A 14,834-nucleotide genomic window follows, 5' to 3' on the forward strand; every position below is an offset into this window, starting at 1 on the left:
CGAGGGCGCGGTGCAGGACGCGACGGCCGTCCACCGGCTGATCGCCCACCGGCCGCTCGCCCTGGGCGGCCCCGCCACCCTCAGCACCACCCTCGCCGAGGACGGCCATCTGGAGATCCACGCCAGGAACGCCGCCGGCACCTGGACGAGGATCGCGTCGGCGGACGCCGTCCCCGACCGCGCCCCCCAGCCGCACATCGTGCACGCCGAACCCGGCCTCGACGGGCTCGACCACGGCGACGTCCCGGTCGTCGTGTTCGGCTCCGGCACCGAGGTCGCGGGCGCGACCCGCGGCAGCCGCCACTACCGGCTCCACCCCGAGGTGTTCGACCGCTGCCTCGCCCTGCTCGCCGCCGAGGCGGGCGAGCCAGGCTGGCGTCCCGAGAGCATCGGCGAGCTGCGTGTCTTCGGCCCCACCCACCGTGGCGGCCACTGTAAGGTCTCCGTGCTCCACGGTGAGGAAGAAGTCACCGGAGCGGTCCACCTCTTCTCGCCGGACGGCCACCTTCTGCTGTCCGCGACCGGGATAGTGCTCGCACCCCCCGGTGAGCTGCCCGTCCCGCTCGCCGACAAGCTCGTCGGCACCGAACTGGTGCCCGCGCCCTGGCCGGAGGAGCCCGCAGAAGCGGCCGACGGCCTGCTGATCGTCGACGACCTCGACTGGTCGGACGCCGAGAACGCGATCCGCGCCCTGATCACCGCCGAGACCCGCGACGTCGTGGTCGTCCCGCCGGGACTGCTGCAGAACGAGAGCCTGGTGCTGCTGGTCGCCGACCTGGCGCGGGCGCTCACCGCGCAGCGGCTCTGGCTCGTCACCCGCGGCACCGCCGCCGTCGGCACGGACGCGGGCCGTCCCGGGCAGGCGTTCCTGTCCGGGCTGGTCCGGGTGCTCGGCTTCGAACAGCCCGGACTGCGCGCCACCTGGCTCGACCTCGACACCGAAGAAGGCCAGGAGCCCGGCGACCGGACCGTCTTGTCGCAGACCCAGCTCGCGCTGGTCAACACCGAGGTCGCGGCGGGGCTGCCCGACACCGAGATCGTGTGGCGGGACGGGCTGCGGCACGTCACCCGGCTCACCCAGATCGAACTGGATCCGGCCGCCGCGAAGCCGCGGCGCGTGGTCAGGCGCGGCGGCGCGTACATCATCACCGGCGGCTACGGCGGCCTCGGCCTCGTCACCGCGAAACTGCTCGCCGACCGCGGCGCCGGCCGGATCGTGCTGTCCGGCCGCTCAGGCCCCGGGCCCGACGCCGAAAAGGTGATCGCGAAACTCCGTGAATCCGGCGTCGACGTCGGGATCGTGCTCGGCGACATCGCCGCCGACGGCGTCGCCGAACGGCTCGTCGGCGCGGCCACCGAAGGCGGCGTCCGGCTCTGCGGCATCCTGCACGGCGCCGCCGCCATGGCCGACCGCCTCGTCACCGAGATCCACGAAGAAGACCTCGCCCGCGTCTGGACCGCCAAGGTCATCGGCGCCTGGCACCTCCACTCCGCTGTGCTCAACCACGGGGGCCAACCCCCGGAACCCCCCGAGTGGGGCTCTGGCGCCGCATACAGCGGGAAAGCGGCCTCTGACGGTCTTGACTTCTTCGTCCTGCACTCCTCGGCGGCAGCGCTGCTCGGCTCGCCGGGGCAGGGCTCCTACGCCGCCGCGAACGCCGCGCTCGACGCGCTCGCCCACTACCGGGCGGCCCGCGGGCTCGCCGCGACGACGATCAACTGGGGCACCTGGGCGCAGGTCGGCGGCGCCGTCGACAGCAAGGTCAACGTGATCGAGGCGATCACCCCCGACGAAGGCGCCGAAGCACTCGAAGCGCTCCTCGCCTACGAGCACACCGCCGCGGGCGTCCTCAGGTTCGACGCCAAGACGGCCGTCGAACTCTTCCCCGAGATCAAGAAGATGCCGTTCTACGCGGCGCTCGTCGCGGCCGCCGGCAGCACCGTCGCCGACGACTGGGCAGGCCCCGACGCGCTGCGCGCCCTCCCCGCCGACGAGGCCCGCAAAGCCATCAGGAACCGGGTCCGCGAACGGGTCTCCACGATCCTCGGCTTCGACGTCGACCGGCTCGACCCGACCATGCCGCTCACCGAACTCGGCCTGGACTCCCTGGTCGCCGTCCGGATCAAGAGCGCCGTCGAACACGACCTCGGGCTGACCGTCCCGCCCGCCGTCCTGCTGCAGGGCGCGTCCGTCGACGCGTTCGAGGAGTGGGCGGCCGGCGAACTCGGCATCGGCGGCTCGGCCGCCGTCTCCGAACGCGACGCCGCCTACGTCATGCCGCGCGACGGCGCCGAACGGATCGTCGCCCGGATGTTCGAGGAACACCTGGGCCTGGCGCAGGTCTCCGTGGTGGAGAACTTCTTCGAACTGGGCGGCGCCGAACACCAGGCCGACCAGATCCACGCGGCCCTCGAAGCCGAACTGCACTCCGTGTTCGACCGGATGGAGCTGTTCGCCAACCCGACCGCGGAAGGCGTCGCCGACGTCATCCGGTCGGTCGAGGACGAGGCGGCGCGGCAGACCGTCCGGCCGCTCCAGCCCAAGGGCGACGGCCGGCCGTTCTTCGCCGCCCACCCCGCGGGCGGCACCACCGGCTGCTACCAGCAGCTCGCCGTGCTCATCGGCACCGGCCAGCCGTTCTACGGGCTGGAGCGGTGGGAGGACGCCCCGAGCGTCGAGGAGCGGTCCGCCCGGTACGCCGAGCACATCCTCGCCACCCAGCCCGAAGGCCCCTACCGGCTCGGCGGCTGGTCGTTCGGCGCGACCCTCGCCTACGAGACCGCCCGCCAGCTCACCGCCGCCGGCCACGAAGTCGAGTTCGTCGCCCTGTTCGACGGCGGCGTGCCGCTGCCCACCGACGACGACGCCGACAACCTCGCCCACCGGTTCGCCGGATTCGCCACCTACCTGACCGAGACCTACGGCATGGAGGTCTCCCTCACCTACGAGGAGCTGGCCGGCAAGAACGAGGACGAGATGTTCGCCCTCGTCGCCGAGCGCGCCGCGCCCGCCATGGCGTCGCTGCCCCCGGCGGTCCTGCACCACCAGCTCACCTCCCACCAGGACACACGGACCCTGGAGGCGTACACCTACCAGCCGTACGACGGCCGGGTGATCCTCTACAAGGCTCCGCTGCCGACGCCCTGGGCCGTCCAGGACGTCCGATATGTCAATCTCGACGAGACCAATGGCCTGGGTCCGCTATGTTCCGGTCTGGAAATCGTCGAAGTGCCGGAAACGCACCACCTCAACCTGCTCGACCCGCCCGGCGTGAACGTCATCGCCGCTCACCTGGCTGCGGAACTGGCCCGCTGACCACCCGCAAGGCGCGACTGACCCCCTGAGGAAGAACAATGTCCGAAATGCTTGAGGCCGTCATCAACGGCGCATCGCGCGAGGAGCTGCTCAAGATCGAGCTGCCGTCCTCCTACCGCGCGGGCTTCCTTCGCAAGGACGAGATCGGAATCTTTGAGGGCGAGACGGACAAGGACGTCCGCAAGTCGCTGCACGTCGGTGAGATGCCGATGCCCGAGATCGCCCCCGACGAGGTCGTCGTCGCCGTCATGGCCGCCGCGATCAACTTCAACACCGTCTGGTCCGCGATCTTCGAGCCGTTCCCGACGTTCGACTATCTGGAGGGCGTGGCCCGGCGGAACCCGTCGATGGCCAAGCACGTCCTCGACCAGCACCAGCTCGGCTCGGACGGCGCGGGCGTCGTGGTCAAGGTCGGTGCGGGCGTCAAGCGGTGGCGGGTCGGCGACAAGGTCGTCCTTTCGCCGTCGTACGTCGATGAGGAGGACCACGGCTCCTACGACGACGGCATGATGAGCGAGACCCAGCTCGCGTGGGGGTTCGAGACCAACTTCGGTTCGCTCGGCGAGTTCTGCGTCGCCAAGGCCAACCAGCTGATCAAGAAGCCGGAGCATCTGACCTGGGAGGAGGCCGCCTCGAACACGCTGTGCGCGGCGACCGCCTACCGGATGCTGGTCAGCAAGCACGGCGCGCAGATGAAGCAGGGCGACGTCGTCCTGGTGTGGGGCGGTACGGGCGGGCTCGGCTCCTACGCCACCCAGCTCGTCAAGAACGGCGGCGGCATCCCCGTCGCGGTGGTCGGCTCGGAGGACAAGGCGGAACTGGTCCGCAGGCAGGGCGTCGAGCACGTCATCAACCGCAACGAGCTGGGGCTGGGCGCGGAGGGCTTCCGCCACCGCAAGGCCGGCCGGATCCTCGGCGAGGCGATCCGCTCCCTCGTCGGCGAGGACCCCCAGATCGTCTTCGAGTACCTGGGCGCGGAGACCTTCGGCACCTCCGTATACGTCGCCAAGCGCGGCGGCAAGATCGTCACCTGTGGTTCGTCGACGGGCTTCAAGCACGAGTACGACAACCGCTTCCTCTGGATGCGCCTGAAGTCGATCATCGGTTCGCACGGTTTCAACTACCACGAGGCCGTCGAGACCAACCGCCTGTTCTCCCTGGGCATGCTCCACCCCACGCTGTCGAAGGTCTTCCCCCTCACCCAGGCCGCCGACGCCACCCGAGCCGTCCAGACGAACCAGCACATCGGCAAGGTCGCCGTCCTCTGCGCCGCCCCCACCGAGGGCCTAGGCGTAGACAACCCCACCCTCCGAGCCAAAATCGGCGAAGAAAAACTCAACCTCTACCGCTCCTGACCCCCACCCCCCTCAGCGCCCCGCCACCCCCAGCGGGGCGCTCCCCTTTTCTCTTGGGCCTTACGCAGGCCAGACCTTCCACTTGGCGGTGGAGAACTCGATCCCGAAGTGCTCGGGCAGCGCCACGTCCTCCCCGAAACTCCAACGCTGACAGTCGAGATAGGCCCCGCTGCGGCCCTCGGGGATCGACCAGAGCTCGACCTGCGGGTCGCGCGGATTGGCGTCCACGAGCAGGTAGTGCGGGATCTCGGCGCGGGCGTACCCGGTCCATTTGGTGGGACGCTGCCGGTCCGCGACCGGGCGGCGATCCTCTGCTGCGTTCGACCGCGAAGTCACCTCCACGACCATCTCCACCTGATCTGGGACGAGACTGCGGACATTGGCTCCTACGGCCTCGTCGAGGAGGCCGCGGTCGAGCACCATGAGGTCGGGAATGTAGCCGTCACCGAATCCGACCATCCCGAGGGCCGGTCCGCCGATGACCGCCCACGAAAAGCCGGGATCGTCCTCGCGGACGAGGAAGGGTTTCGCGATGGACTGGAGGATTGCGGCATGTCCCAGTGACGCCGCTGATTTCACCACGATCACTCCGCCGACGATCTCGACCGTGTAGGTCTCGGGTAGGTGCAGCAGATCGTGGAGCTCGCCGCGTTCCCACAGGGCGTAGGGAGTGTCGTACAGCTCGACGGTTTCGAGTCCTTCGACCTTGGCGATGGTCACCGAGCGCTCCTCATTCTTCACGATCAGCTCCCGCGAAAGCGTAGGACAGTGCCTCCCCCAGGTTAGCCAGAACCCCGGAAATCAGCGCCTAGCCAGGGACTTCGAGCCAGTAGTGGTGTTCGTCGGCGTGGGTGGCGGTGTGGCGGCCGCCGTTGGCGCGGATGACGCGGTGGGAGGGGGTGTTGGCGGAGTGGCAGGTGAGGAGGACGCGGGGGAGACCAAGGGCCCGGCAGAGGGGGAGGGCGGCGGCGAGCATACGCGTGGCGTGCCCCTGGCGTTGGTGGGGCGCGACGACGTGGTAGCCGATATGGCCGCCGGAGAGGGCCAGCCCGGGGGTGAGGCAGTGGCGGATGATCAGGGTGCCGAGGTAGGTGCCGCCGGCGATCCACCAGTACTCGGTGGACGGGACTCCCCAGCGAACACGGGTCTGCCCACGATCCATGGCAAAGGCCGCAAAGTCCGCTTCGGCGCCATCCAGCCAGAGCGCGTCCGCCCCAGTAGCGGCCTGGTCCGCCCGCTCACCGGAAAGGTACGTGTCGCGGTAGTTCGGGGAGGGGCGCAGAAGACGCGGTCGAGTCATGGGGGACAGTTTTCTGTGGACGTGGGGTCGTGCCGCAACGGCTTTTCGTGAGCGGGTGGGGTGCCGCGCGGGGGAATAGTCAGAGGGTGCGGAGGGGGTGGGGGAGGGTGCGCGGGGATGGAGCAGTTTGGTGGGGTGGGGGGCGCGACAGTGGGGGGCTTACGGCTTTGGGGCCGGTTCCTGACTGGAGTGGACATGAGAAGAGCAGCCGTGTGGCTGACGGTCGCGGTCGCGGCCGGAGTGCTTGGTGGGAACAGCGCGGCGGGGGCCGAGGAGGCCGCCGGTTCGGTGGTGCCTGATCAGGATTCGTTTTATGTGGCGCCTGCGGACATTGCCGCCTATGCGCCGGGGGCGGTCGTGGCGAAGCGGGCCGTCACGCTGAAGTGGGGTGGGTTGTCGGACAAGGCCGACGCTTGGCAGATCTCCTACCGCAGCAACGACTCGCATGACGTGGCCGAGCTGGCCGTGACGACTGTTGCCGTGCCGAAGAAGGGGTGGACGGGGGGTGGGGCGCGGCCTGTGGTGTCGTTGCAGCTTGCCGAGGATGGGACCGGGACGCAGTGTGCGCCGTCCTACACGCTCGCGCAGGGTGGGTTCTCTGACGCGCCGACCGCGCTGTTCGCGCCTGCCATGATCGACAAGGGGTGGGCGGTGGCGTTTCCCGACTTTGAGGGGCCGAAATCGGTGTACGGGGCGGGGCCGCAGGCCGGGCACGCGGTGCTCGACGGGATCCGCGCCGTCCAGCGGTTCGGGGAGGGCGGGCTCGGGCCCGGCAACCCGTGGGCGCTCAGCGGCTACTCGGGTGGAGCCCAGGCGACGGGCTGGGCCGCCGAACTCCAGCCGTCCTACGCGCCCGAGCTCGACCTGAAGGGCGCGACGATGGGCGGCACACCCGCCGACCTCGGGGTCGTCGGCAAGCACATCGACGGCGGGATCTTCTCCGGTTTCGGGATCGGCGTCAACGTCAGCCTGATGACCGAGTTCCCCGAGGCGGGGATGGCGGGGCTGCTCAACGCCGAAGGCGTCAAGGCCATGGCGAAGGCCACCGGACGCTGCACCAACGAGCTTCTGCTCGATTTCGCGTTCAAGAAGATGTCCGACTACACGACCGTGGCCGATCTGTCCGCCGTGCCGTCGGTGGCGGCGGTGCTCAAGCGGAACAAGCTCGGCGCGAACGCCCCGACGACCCCCGTCTACAGCTACCACGCCGTTTTCGATGAGATCGTCCCGGTCGGCCAGGCGGACGTCCTGTCCAAGGCGTGGTGCGCCAAGGGAACCAAGGTCCAGAACGTGCGCGACTGGCTGGGCGGGCACATCACCGAGGCCCTGGGACGTTCCGGTGACGCCCTCGCCTACCTGTCGGACCGGTTCGCCGGCAAGCAGCCGCCCACTTCCTGCTGACGTCCGCGAGGCCGGACCGGGCGAGCCCGGTCCGGCGGAGCTCAGCTCCGGAGGAACGCGGCGACCTGAGTGAGGACCGCGGTGTTGCCGAGGAACGCTACGTGCTTGACGCAGTCGGTCTCGTTGTTCTGGGCGCCGGCCAGTTCGGTGCTGCGATACGGGTTGATCACGCCGTCGCAGGAGGAGTACCAGGTGGCGTAGGACGTGGGCCCCGGGGTCTCGTCGCCCGCGGTGAGCTTGCCGATGAAGGGGGAGCCGGGGAGCATCTGGCGGCAGGTGGTGAACCACCAGCAGTTCATCGCCGACCAGGTGCCGTGGTTGGCACCCGCGAGCGACGCCAGATGCGCCACGTTCTGGGCGCCGTTCAGCACCTTCAGATAGTGGAGGCTGACCAGGCCGCCCATCGAGTGGTTGACGAGGTCGACCTTGGCCGCGCCCGTCGCGGACTTCACGTCTGCGACGAAGGCCGCGAGCCCGGCGGCGTTCTTGACGTTGTCGCCGTAGGAGTTGTAGCCGTAGGTGTACAGGCGGTCGGCGGGGTAGCCCGCGTTCTGGAAGACCGTTCGGGCTCTGTCCCAGTTGGTGGTGCTGCCGGAGAAGCCGTGCACGAAGATCACGGGGTTGGGTCCGTCGGCGCGGGCGGCGGTGGCGGGCGCGGTGAGCGCGGCGGCGGCGGTGAGGACGCCGACGGCGAGCCGGAGAAGACGCATGAGTGCTCCTGGGGGGTGGCCCGCCCCGATGCGCGGGGCGGGGCACTCATGATCCGATCGGTTGACGCGGCCGACTAGGCAGGCCCTGAGCGACGTCGCCGAAAGCCGCTCAAGGTGTGACAAGAAGGACTTTCCCCGCGTCAGTAGCGGCGGAGGGTGATGACCTCGCCGGAGACGGCCCGGTGCTCGCCGGTGGTCGTCACGGAGCTGGCCTGCTGGAGTCGGCGGGCCCGCAGGACGATCTCCAGGTCGAAGCGGAGGTCGGGGTCGAGGAGCTGGTCGCCGAAGAGCTCTTCGAGCTGGCGGAGCCGGTAGCGGACCGTCTGCGGGTGGACGTGCAGCCGCATCGCCACCTCGTTGGCGTTCCGGCCCGACTGCAGCCACGCCAGCAGGGTCTCGGCGAGCCGGTCCTGCTGGCTGTTGCGCAGGTGCGCCAGCGGGGCGAGGCGGAGGGCGGCCAGGGAGTCCAGGAGCGACTCGTCCTGGAACATGATCAGGGTGCTCATGTGGTCGACGCAGCGGATCACGCCGTCGGCCTCGATGACGCCCCGTCCGGCGAGCTGGAGCATCTGGCGGGCCAGGTGCATGGAGCGGGCGGCCTCCGTCACCGGGACGGTCGGCCCGATGACGCCCGAGCAGTCGGCGAGGGCCCGGTCGACGAGCGCGGCGCGGCCGGGGCCGTCCGGGTCGGGGATGATCAGGCTGGGCAGGGTGCGGGACAGGTCGACGAGGACGTCCGGCGGGAACGCGGGCGGCCGGGTGTCCTGGTGCCGGATGTCGAGGGCGACGTCCGCGATGGTCCGCGGCATCTGCCAGTGGGCGGCGGCCGCGAGGTCGGCGACGGCGTCGTGCCCGGGGGCCGGGTCGGACAGCAGCAGGTCGAGCAGCCGGCGGCGGCGGCGCTGCATTTCGCCGGCGACGGCGGCCCTGGCCTGCGAGTAGCCTTCGGCGGCCGCTTTGGCGATCTCGTCCTGGTGGAGGAAGACGGCTTCGCCGAGGCTGGCGATGATCCGCGGGTCGAGGTCGTAGGCGTTGGAGCTGAGCCGCCGCCAGGCGACGAGGGAGCCGACGCGCATCGCCGACTGGAGCGGGTCGAGGGAGCGGCCCTCTCCGGCTTCGCCGCGGCCGATCGCCGCGAAGAACTCCTCGTCGTCGAAGTTGCCGCCGGCGATCCGGTCGACGAAGTGCTGGAGGGCGCGTTCGACGACGAGCCGGAGCATCGACGCGTAGGGGCCCTCGCCCCGGGAGTATTCGCGGACCCTGATCTGGATCTCGCTGATGATCTCCTCGGCCACCTCGTCCAGGTGCGGGCGGATGTGCTCGGCCAGCTCGCCCGGGATGTCGTCCCAGGGGCTGGCTTCGGAACGGCTGCTGCGAGCGGGGACGCTCGCTTCTGCAGACATGCGGTGACCTCCAACCGGCGCTCAAGGCCCCCGCACCTGGGGCGGTCGATCACCGAGAAAACAGTGACCTGTGTAACTTTCTACATGATTGTGGGTCAAATCATGTCCTGAGGGGATCAGGCCTCGCCAGTGTAGTTACGTTCCCGACCAGGTTCGGCCGCAGGACCGTGACAACTTCCCCGGTTCTTTCCGGACGGGCGCGCGGGATGCCGTCCGGACGGCGCGTCCACCCGGGTGGCCGCCGCGCCCGCCGGGATACTGGGCGTCGATCTGCCGGTGGAGGGAACCGTATGCGGTGGTGGCCACGGTCCATCCGGGCCAGGGACACGCTCATCGCCGCGCTCCTGTCGGGCGCGGTCTTCGGGGTGCTCGGTTTCGGGGCCGCGGCGCTGGTCAGGGAGTCGCTGACCGATGACGCCTTCGACAAGGCGCAGAAGGCGGCCCGCCGGATCTCGGCGGATCTGCGGGCGGGCGTGGTGCCGGTGCCGATCCCGCTGGACGTCGAGGTCGAACTGATCCAGATCGTCGGCCCGGACGGGCGGGTGCTGAACTCCACCGGTGCGGCCCGCGGCCGTGTGCCGATCTCGGTGTTCCGCCCGGCCCCTGACGTCCGGGTGGCGGATCGGGTCGAGTGCCCGGCGCCCGGCGGCGGCTGCTATCTCGTCGAGGCGGTCCGGATCACCGCGGCGCCGGACGCCCCGGTCGTCCTGGCGGCGGTGCGGGTGCCGTCGCTGGTGAGCGGCCACCTCCTCGACCTGTTCATCGCGGGGATCGTGGCGGTGCTCACCGCGCTGGTCGCGTGGCTGACCCATCTGATGGTGGGCCGTACCCTCGGCCCGATCGAGGCGATCCGCGCGCAGCTCTCGGAGATCAGCGCGACGGATCTGAGTCGCCGGGTGCCGCAGCCGCGCGGCGAGGACGAGATCGCCCAGCTCGCCCGTACCGCGAACCTGACCCTGGACCGGCTGGAACGCGCCGTGTCACGGCAGCGCCAGTTCGCCTCGGACGCCTCGCACGAGCTCCGCACCCCGATCGCCGGTCTGCGCGCCACCCTGGAGGAGGCCGCCCTCTACCCCGACGACACCGATCTGCGCCGCACCGTCGGCGACGCCCTGCGCGACACCGACCGGCTGGAGGCGATCGTCACCGATCTGCTGCTCCTGGCCAGGCTCGGCACCGCCGACGCCGCCCGCGAGGAGTTCGATCTGGGTGCCCTGGCCCTGGCCGCCGGACGGGAGGGCGTGACGGTCGAAGCCGAGCCCGACGTGATCGTCGACGGGGTGAGGATGCAGATCGAACGGCTGCTGGCGAACCTGCTCGACAACGCCGAACGGTACGGTGCGCCGCCGATCCTCCTGGAGGTCCGCCGGGACGGCCCCGACGCCCTCCTGACCGTCACCGACTCGGGTTCGGGCATCCCGCCCGCCGACCGCGACCGGATCTTCGAGCGGTTCACCCGGCTCGACAGCGCCCGCAGCCGTGGCGCGGGCGGCACGGGCCTCGGCCTGGCGATCGCCCGGGACATCGCGCTCGCCCACGACGGTTCCCTACGCGTCGAGGAGTCCCCGAAGGGCGCCCGCTTCGTCCTCTACCTGCCGCTGGCCTAGCCCCGCACGTCTAGGCGGCGAGCAGGGCGCTGGTGCGCAGGATGACGCCGGCGACCATTTCGGGGTCGTCGCTCATCGGGATGTGGCCGCAGCCCGGCAGCCACACGTGGTTGACGTGCGGGAGGGTCGAGCGGGCGTGGAGCGCCTGCGACGTCGGCAGGATCCGGTCCTTGGTGCCCCACGCGATCGTCACGGGGACGTCGGTGAGGGTGCCGCTGAACCGCACGCCCGCCCCCGCCTTGACGGTCTTCTCGAACCCGGTGGCCGAGGCCATCGCCTTGGCGTCGGCGAGCAGCGTGGCGGGGTCGACGAGGTGCGGACGTCCGTACAGGGTCCGGAACAGCAGGTTCCGCTGGATCGGCGAGGCGATCACCCGTTCCAGCAGCGCGCCGGGGATGGACGCCCCGAGCCGCAGCGCCCGCAGCACGGTGATCGCGTACCGGAATCCGGCCTCGTCGTAGAACCCGGCGGGCGACAGGGCCGTCGCCGAGGAGACGAGCCCGCGTTCGGCGGCCTCCAGCGCGAACAGCCCGCCGAGGGAGTTGCCCGCGATGTGCGGTTTGACCAGGCCCATGGTGTCGAAGGCGTCGGCGAGCTGCCCGACGACCGTGTCGAGGTCGTAGGAGAGCTCCTCGCCGAGGGCGGGGGAGGAGCCGAACCCGGGCAGATCGACGGCGATCACGTCGCGTTCTCTGGCCAGGAGGTTGAACACCGGCTCCCAGGCCTGCCAGCGGTGGCCGATGCCGTGCAGCAGGACGAGGGGCGCACCCTCGCCGCGACGTTCGAAGACGATGTCCATGGAACGGGAGGCTAACCGGGAGACGACCCGCCGGTCACTACACCGAGGTGATAAGGAAAAGCCCGGGCACTAGGCCCGGGCGACAAGTTCTCCACGTTGAGAGCGGAAGACGGGATTCGAACCCGCGACCCTCACCTTGGCAAGGTGATGCTCTACCACTGAGCCACTTCCGCGTGCCCCCGGGATCTCACCGGGCGACGAGTAGAAACCCTAGCCGATAATCCGCGATCGGCCGAATCAGCCCGCCGCGGCGGCCGCCGCCTCGTGCGGGCGGCGGTGTTCGAGCTGCTTGCGGAGCTGGGAGCGGCCCCGGTGGATCCGGCTGCGGACCGTGCCGAGCTTGACGTCGAGGACGGCCGCGATCTCCTCGTAGGTCAGCCCTTCGATGTCGCAGAGGATGACCGCGACCCGGTATTCGGGGGCGAGGGCGTCGAGCGCGGTCTGCACCTCGGGGTCGAGGTAGGAGTCGTCGACGAGCTGTGCGGGGCCTGCTTCCCGGGCGCGGAGCTTGTCGGCGGCCTCGTCGGTGAGGGCGTCGAACCTGATCCGCTGGCGGCGGCGGGCGCCGTCGAGGAACAGGTTGGTGGTGATCCGGTGCAGCCAGCCCTCGAAGGTGCCGGGCGTGTAGGAGGACAGGGACCGGAAGACGCGGACGAACACGTCCTGGGTGAGGTCCTCGGCGTCGTGGCGGTTGCCGGTGAGCCGGTAGGCCAGGCGGAACACGCGGTTCGAGTGCTGGTTGACGATCTCGTCCCAGCTCGGCGGAGTCCAGGCGACGGTTGCGGTCACTGCTCCTCAGCTCCCCCTGCTTGTTTCTCAATTGTTATCGACAGCCTCTCGGATGCCCCATAAGACGGTCGTTAAGCCCGCCGGGTTTGTCAGTGAGGTGAGGCACCTTTCTGAGACGATTTGTCAGTTGGGTATTGCCGGTTAACGTCATGGAAACGAAGATGGCCCCAATAGTGACCCCGCGCCGAGGAGAGAACGTGGCGACCTACAACCTGGCCGATCTTCTGGAGCTCCTCGCCGAAGCAGGGCCGGATCGACCGGCCCTGGTGGCGGGCGACGTCCGCCAGACCTACGCGGAGCTGAACGCCCGCGCCAGCCAGGTCGCGCACCACTTGGCCGAGCAGGGCGTCAAGCCGGGCGAGCATGTGGCGATCCTGTCGTGGAACCGGGCCGAGTGGCTCGAGGCGTTCTTCGGCATCTTCAAGATCCGGGCCGTGCCGGTGCCGGTGAACTACCGGTACGTCGCGGGGGAACTGCACCACGTCCTGTCGGACTCCCAGTCCGTCGCGCTGATCGGCGAGCGGTCCCTGCTCGGCAAGGTCGACCAGGCCGCGCTGCCCGATCTGCGGCATGTGGTGATCCTGGAGGACGGCGGCGAGAACGACGTCGCGGGCGTCGCCTACGAGGCGGCGATCGCCGGTCAGTCCGGCGCTAACGACTTCCCCGAGCGTTCCGATGACGACCGGTACATCATGTACACCGGCGGCACCACCGGCTACCCGAAGGGTGTCGAGTGGCGGTCGGAGGACATCTTCTTCGGAGCGCTGGGCGGCGGGAACGTGCTCGGCGACCCGATCTCCAGCCCCGAGCAGATCCGTGAGAACGCCAACGCCAACGCGATGTGCGCCCTGGACTGCGCGCCCGTCATGCACGGCGCCGGCCAGTGGGTGGCGCTGATGTCGCTGTTCAGCGGCGCGCAGGTCGTGCTGTACACCGACCACAACTTCGACCCGGCGCACGCCCTGGAACTGCTGGCCCGCGAGAAGGCCAACGTGATCATGGTGGTCGGCGACGTGATGGCCAAGCCGCTCGCCGCCGAACTCGCCAAGACCACCCACGACACCTCGTCGCTGTTCGCGATCGCCTCGGGCGGCGCGCCGCTGACGGAGGCCGCGAAGGACGCGATCAAGGAGACGCTGCCGTTCGTGATGTTCCTCGACAACTACGGGGCGTCCGAGACCGGGGCGTGCGGCCCCTCGGTCGGCGGCAAGGAGGGCACCGCCCGCTTCCAGATGAAGGACGGCATCACGGTCCTCGACGACGACCTCAAGCCCGTCCAGCCCGGTGAGATCGGCAAGCTGGCGCGTACCGGCCACATCCCGCTCGGCTACTTCAACGACCCCGCCAAGACCGCGACGACGTTCTTCACCGACGCCGACGGGGTCCGCTGGTCGGTGCCGGGCGACTACGCGTCGCTGGAGGCCGACGGCACGATCGTGCTGCTGGGCCGTGGCTCCCTCATGATCAACACGGGTGGGGAGAAGGTCTACCCCGAAGAGGTCGAGGTCGCGATCAAGGACCACCCTGGCGTGTACGACGTCGTGGTCGTCGGGCTGCCCGACGACCGGTTCGGGCAGCGCGTCGCGGCCGTCGTCGCGCCCGCGCCCGGCTTCGAGCTGACCCTCGAGGACATCGTCGACCACTGCCGGGAACGGCTCGCCGGCTACAAGCTGCCGCGCCAGCTCCAGCTCGTCACCGAGGTGCAGCGGACCGCCGTCGGCAAGAGCGACTACAAGTGGGCGCGTTCCGTCCTGGGTGTCTGATCCCGGACGTCCTGATCCTGGACGTCCTGATCGCTGACCAGGTAGAGGCCGGGCCGCTGCGGCCCGGCCTCCGCCACCGGTTCGGCGACGGGCGGCTCCGGCTCGGCCAGGCCGGTGAGCGAGGAGTAGATCTCCTCGAACGCGCCGAGCACCGCGGGCCACGTGCACTCCTCGACGTCGAACCTGCGGTTGTGGGAGGCCAGCGCGTGCCGTAGATCGTGGTCGGTGACCAGCCGGACCAGCGCGTGGGAGAGTTCGGCGGGGTTCCGGCCGAGCAGCCCTCCGGTGCCGTCGTCGACGAAGTCCGCGACCCCGCTCGCCGCGTGCGCCAGCACCGGCACTCCCGCGAGCCGCGCCTCCAGCGCCGCGAGCCCGAACGACTCCCGGCGGG

Annotated in this window: 12 protein-coding genes and 1 tRNA gene; 5 read left to right on the forward strand and 8 right to left on the reverse strand. The window is 70.3% G+C overall.

All coding sequences use genetic code 11. The annotated features are described in order from the left end of the window. On the forward strand, positions 1 to 3,316 hold a 3,316-nt coding region (locus ACYVE7_RS15910), incomplete at its 5' end, for an SDR family NAD(P)-dependent oxidoreductase (RefSeq protein ID WP_460365476.1). 38 nt (positions 3,317 to 3,354) lie between these two features. Beyond that, a complete protein-coding gene (ccrA, locus tag ACYVE7_RS15915; RefSeq protein WP_460365477.1) occupies positions 3,355 to 4,671 on the forward strand; it encodes a crotonyl-CoA carboxylase/reductase in 1,317 nt (438 codons plus the stop codon). 60 nt (positions 4,672 to 4,731) lie between these two features. Here ccrA and ACYVE7_RS15920 read toward each other — a convergent pair whose 3' ends face one another. Both ACYVE7_RS15920 and ACYVE7_RS15925 read right to left on the reverse strand, forming a co-directional pair. After that, positions 4,732 to 5,412 (reverse strand): Uma2 family endonuclease, encoded by a 681-nt coding sequence (locus tag ACYVE7_RS15920; protein WP_460365478.1) that lies wholly within the window; start codon positions 5,410 to 5,412, stop codon positions 4,732 to 4,734. Positions 5,413 to 5,479: 67 nt separating this feature from the next. Next, positions 5,480 to 5,833 (reverse strand): GNAT family N-acetyltransferase, encoded by a 354-nt coding sequence (locus tag ACYVE7_RS15925; protein WP_460365479.1) that lies wholly within the window; start codon positions 5,831 to 5,833, stop codon positions 5,480 to 5,482. Between the two features lie 333 nt (positions 5,834 to 6,166). Between ACYVE7_RS15925 and ACYVE7_RS15930 the strand changes: the two genes are divergently transcribed. After that, positions 6,167 to 7,372: a lipase family protein gene (locus ACYVE7_RS15930; protein WP_460365480.1), complete on the forward strand. Its 1,206-nt coding sequence runs from the start codon at positions 6,167 to 6,169 to the stop codon at positions 7,370 to 7,372. A gap of 41 nt (positions 7,373 to 7,413) precedes the next feature. Here ACYVE7_RS15930 and ACYVE7_RS15935 read toward each other — a convergent pair whose 3' ends face one another. Then, positions 7,414 to 8,082: an esterase/lipase family protein gene (locus tag ACYVE7_RS15935; protein ID WP_460365481.1), complete on the reverse strand. Its 669-nt coding sequence runs from the start codon at positions 8,080 to 8,082 to the stop codon at positions 7,414 to 7,416. 140 nt (positions 8,083 to 8,222) lie between these two features. Continuing rightward, positions 8,223 to 9,485 (reverse strand): helix-turn-helix domain-containing protein, encoded by a 1,263-nt coding sequence (locus ACYVE7_RS15940; protein WP_460365482.1) that lies wholly within the window; start codon positions 9,483 to 9,485, stop codon positions 8,223 to 8,225. Positions 9,486 to 9,775: 290 nt separating this feature from the next. On the opposite strand from ACYVE7_RS15940, the gene ACYVE7_RS15945 reads away from it, so the two are divergent. Continuing rightward, positions 9,776 to 11,092: a sensor histidine kinase gene (locus ACYVE7_RS15945; protein ID WP_460365483.1), complete on the forward strand. Its 1,317-nt coding sequence runs from the start codon at positions 9,776 to 9,778 to the stop codon at positions 11,090 to 11,092. Positions 11,093 to 11,102: 10 nt separating this feature from the next. Here the strand turns inward: ACYVE7_RS15945 and ACYVE7_RS15950 are convergent, their stop codons facing one another. From ACYVE7_RS15950 to sigE, 3 genes are all read right to left on the reverse strand, one after another. Beyond that, complete coding sequence (locus ACYVE7_RS15950) at positions 11,103 to 11,891, reverse strand: alpha/beta fold hydrolase (protein ID WP_460365484.1); 789 nt, start codon at positions 11,889 to 11,891, stop codon at positions 11,103 to 11,105. A 101-nt stretch (positions 11,892 to 11,992) separates the two neighbouring features. Next, positions 11,993 to 12,064, reverse strand: a tRNA-Gly gene (locus ACYVE7_RS15955). Positions 12,065 to 12,128: 64 nt separating this feature from the next. Beyond that, on the reverse strand, positions 12,129 to 12,680 hold the full coding sequence (sigE, locus tag ACYVE7_RS15960; RefSeq protein WP_460365485.1) for an RNA polymerase sigma factor SigE: 552 nt from the start codon (positions 12,678 to 12,680) through the stop codon (positions 12,129 to 12,131). Between the two features lie 161 nt (positions 12,681 to 12,841). Here sigE and ACYVE7_RS15965 point away from each other — a divergent pair, with 161 nt between their 5' ends. Continuing rightward, on the forward strand, positions 12,842 to 14,443 hold the full coding sequence (locus ACYVE7_RS15965; RefSeq protein WP_460365486.1) for an acyl-CoA synthetase: 1,602 nt from the start codon (positions 12,842 to 12,844) through the stop codon (positions 14,441 to 14,443). On the opposite strand, the gene ACYVE7_RS15970 is transcribed toward ACYVE7_RS15965, so the two are convergent. Further along, positions 14,410 to 14,834, reverse strand: a 425-nt coding sequence (locus tag ACYVE7_RS15970) for a glycosyltransferase (RefSeq protein ID WP_460365487.1), incomplete at its 5' end; no start/stop codon positions are given. The genes ACYVE7_RS15965 and ACYVE7_RS15970 overlap by 34 nt on opposite strands.

Source organism: Actinocorallia lasiicapitis, from assembly GCF_054778695.1.

What these genes read in the sequence shown, in the direction of transcription:
- ACYVE7_RS15925 (WP_460365479.1), bottom strand. Translation starts at nt 5,833, where the DNA reads ATGGATCGTGGGCAGACCCGTGTTCGCTGGGGAGTCCCGTCCACCGAG.
- ACYVE7_RS15950 (WP_460365484.1), bottom strand. Translation starts at nt 11,891, where the DNA reads ATGGACATCGTCTTCGAACGTCGCGGCGAGGGTGCGCCCCTCGTCCTG.
- ccrA (WP_460365477.1), top strand. Translation starts at nt 3,355, where the DNA reads ATGTCCGAAATGCTTGAGGCCGTCATCAACGGCGCATCGCGCGAGGAG.
- ACYVE7_RS15935 (WP_460365481.1), bottom strand. Translation starts at nt 8,082, where the DNA reads ATGCGTCTTCTCCGGCTCGCCGTCGGCGTCCTCACCGCCGCCGCCGCG.
- ACYVE7_RS15945 (WP_460365483.1), top strand. Translation starts at nt 9,776, where the DNA reads ATGCGGTGGTGGCCACGGTCCATCCGGGCCAGGGACACGCTCATCGCC.
- ACYVE7_RS15930 (WP_460365480.1), top strand. Translation starts at nt 6,167, where the DNA reads ATGAGAAGAGCAGCCGTGTGGCTGACGGTCGCGGTCGCGGCCGGAGTG.
- ACYVE7_RS15965 (WP_460365486.1), top strand. Translation starts at nt 12,842, where the DNA reads ATGGCCCCAATAGTGACCCCGCGCCGAGGAGAGAACGTGGCGACCTAC.
- ACYVE7_RS15940 (WP_460365482.1), bottom strand. Translation starts at nt 9,485, where the DNA reads ATGTCTGCAGAAGCGAGCGTCCCCGCTCGCAGCAGCCGTTCCGAAGCC.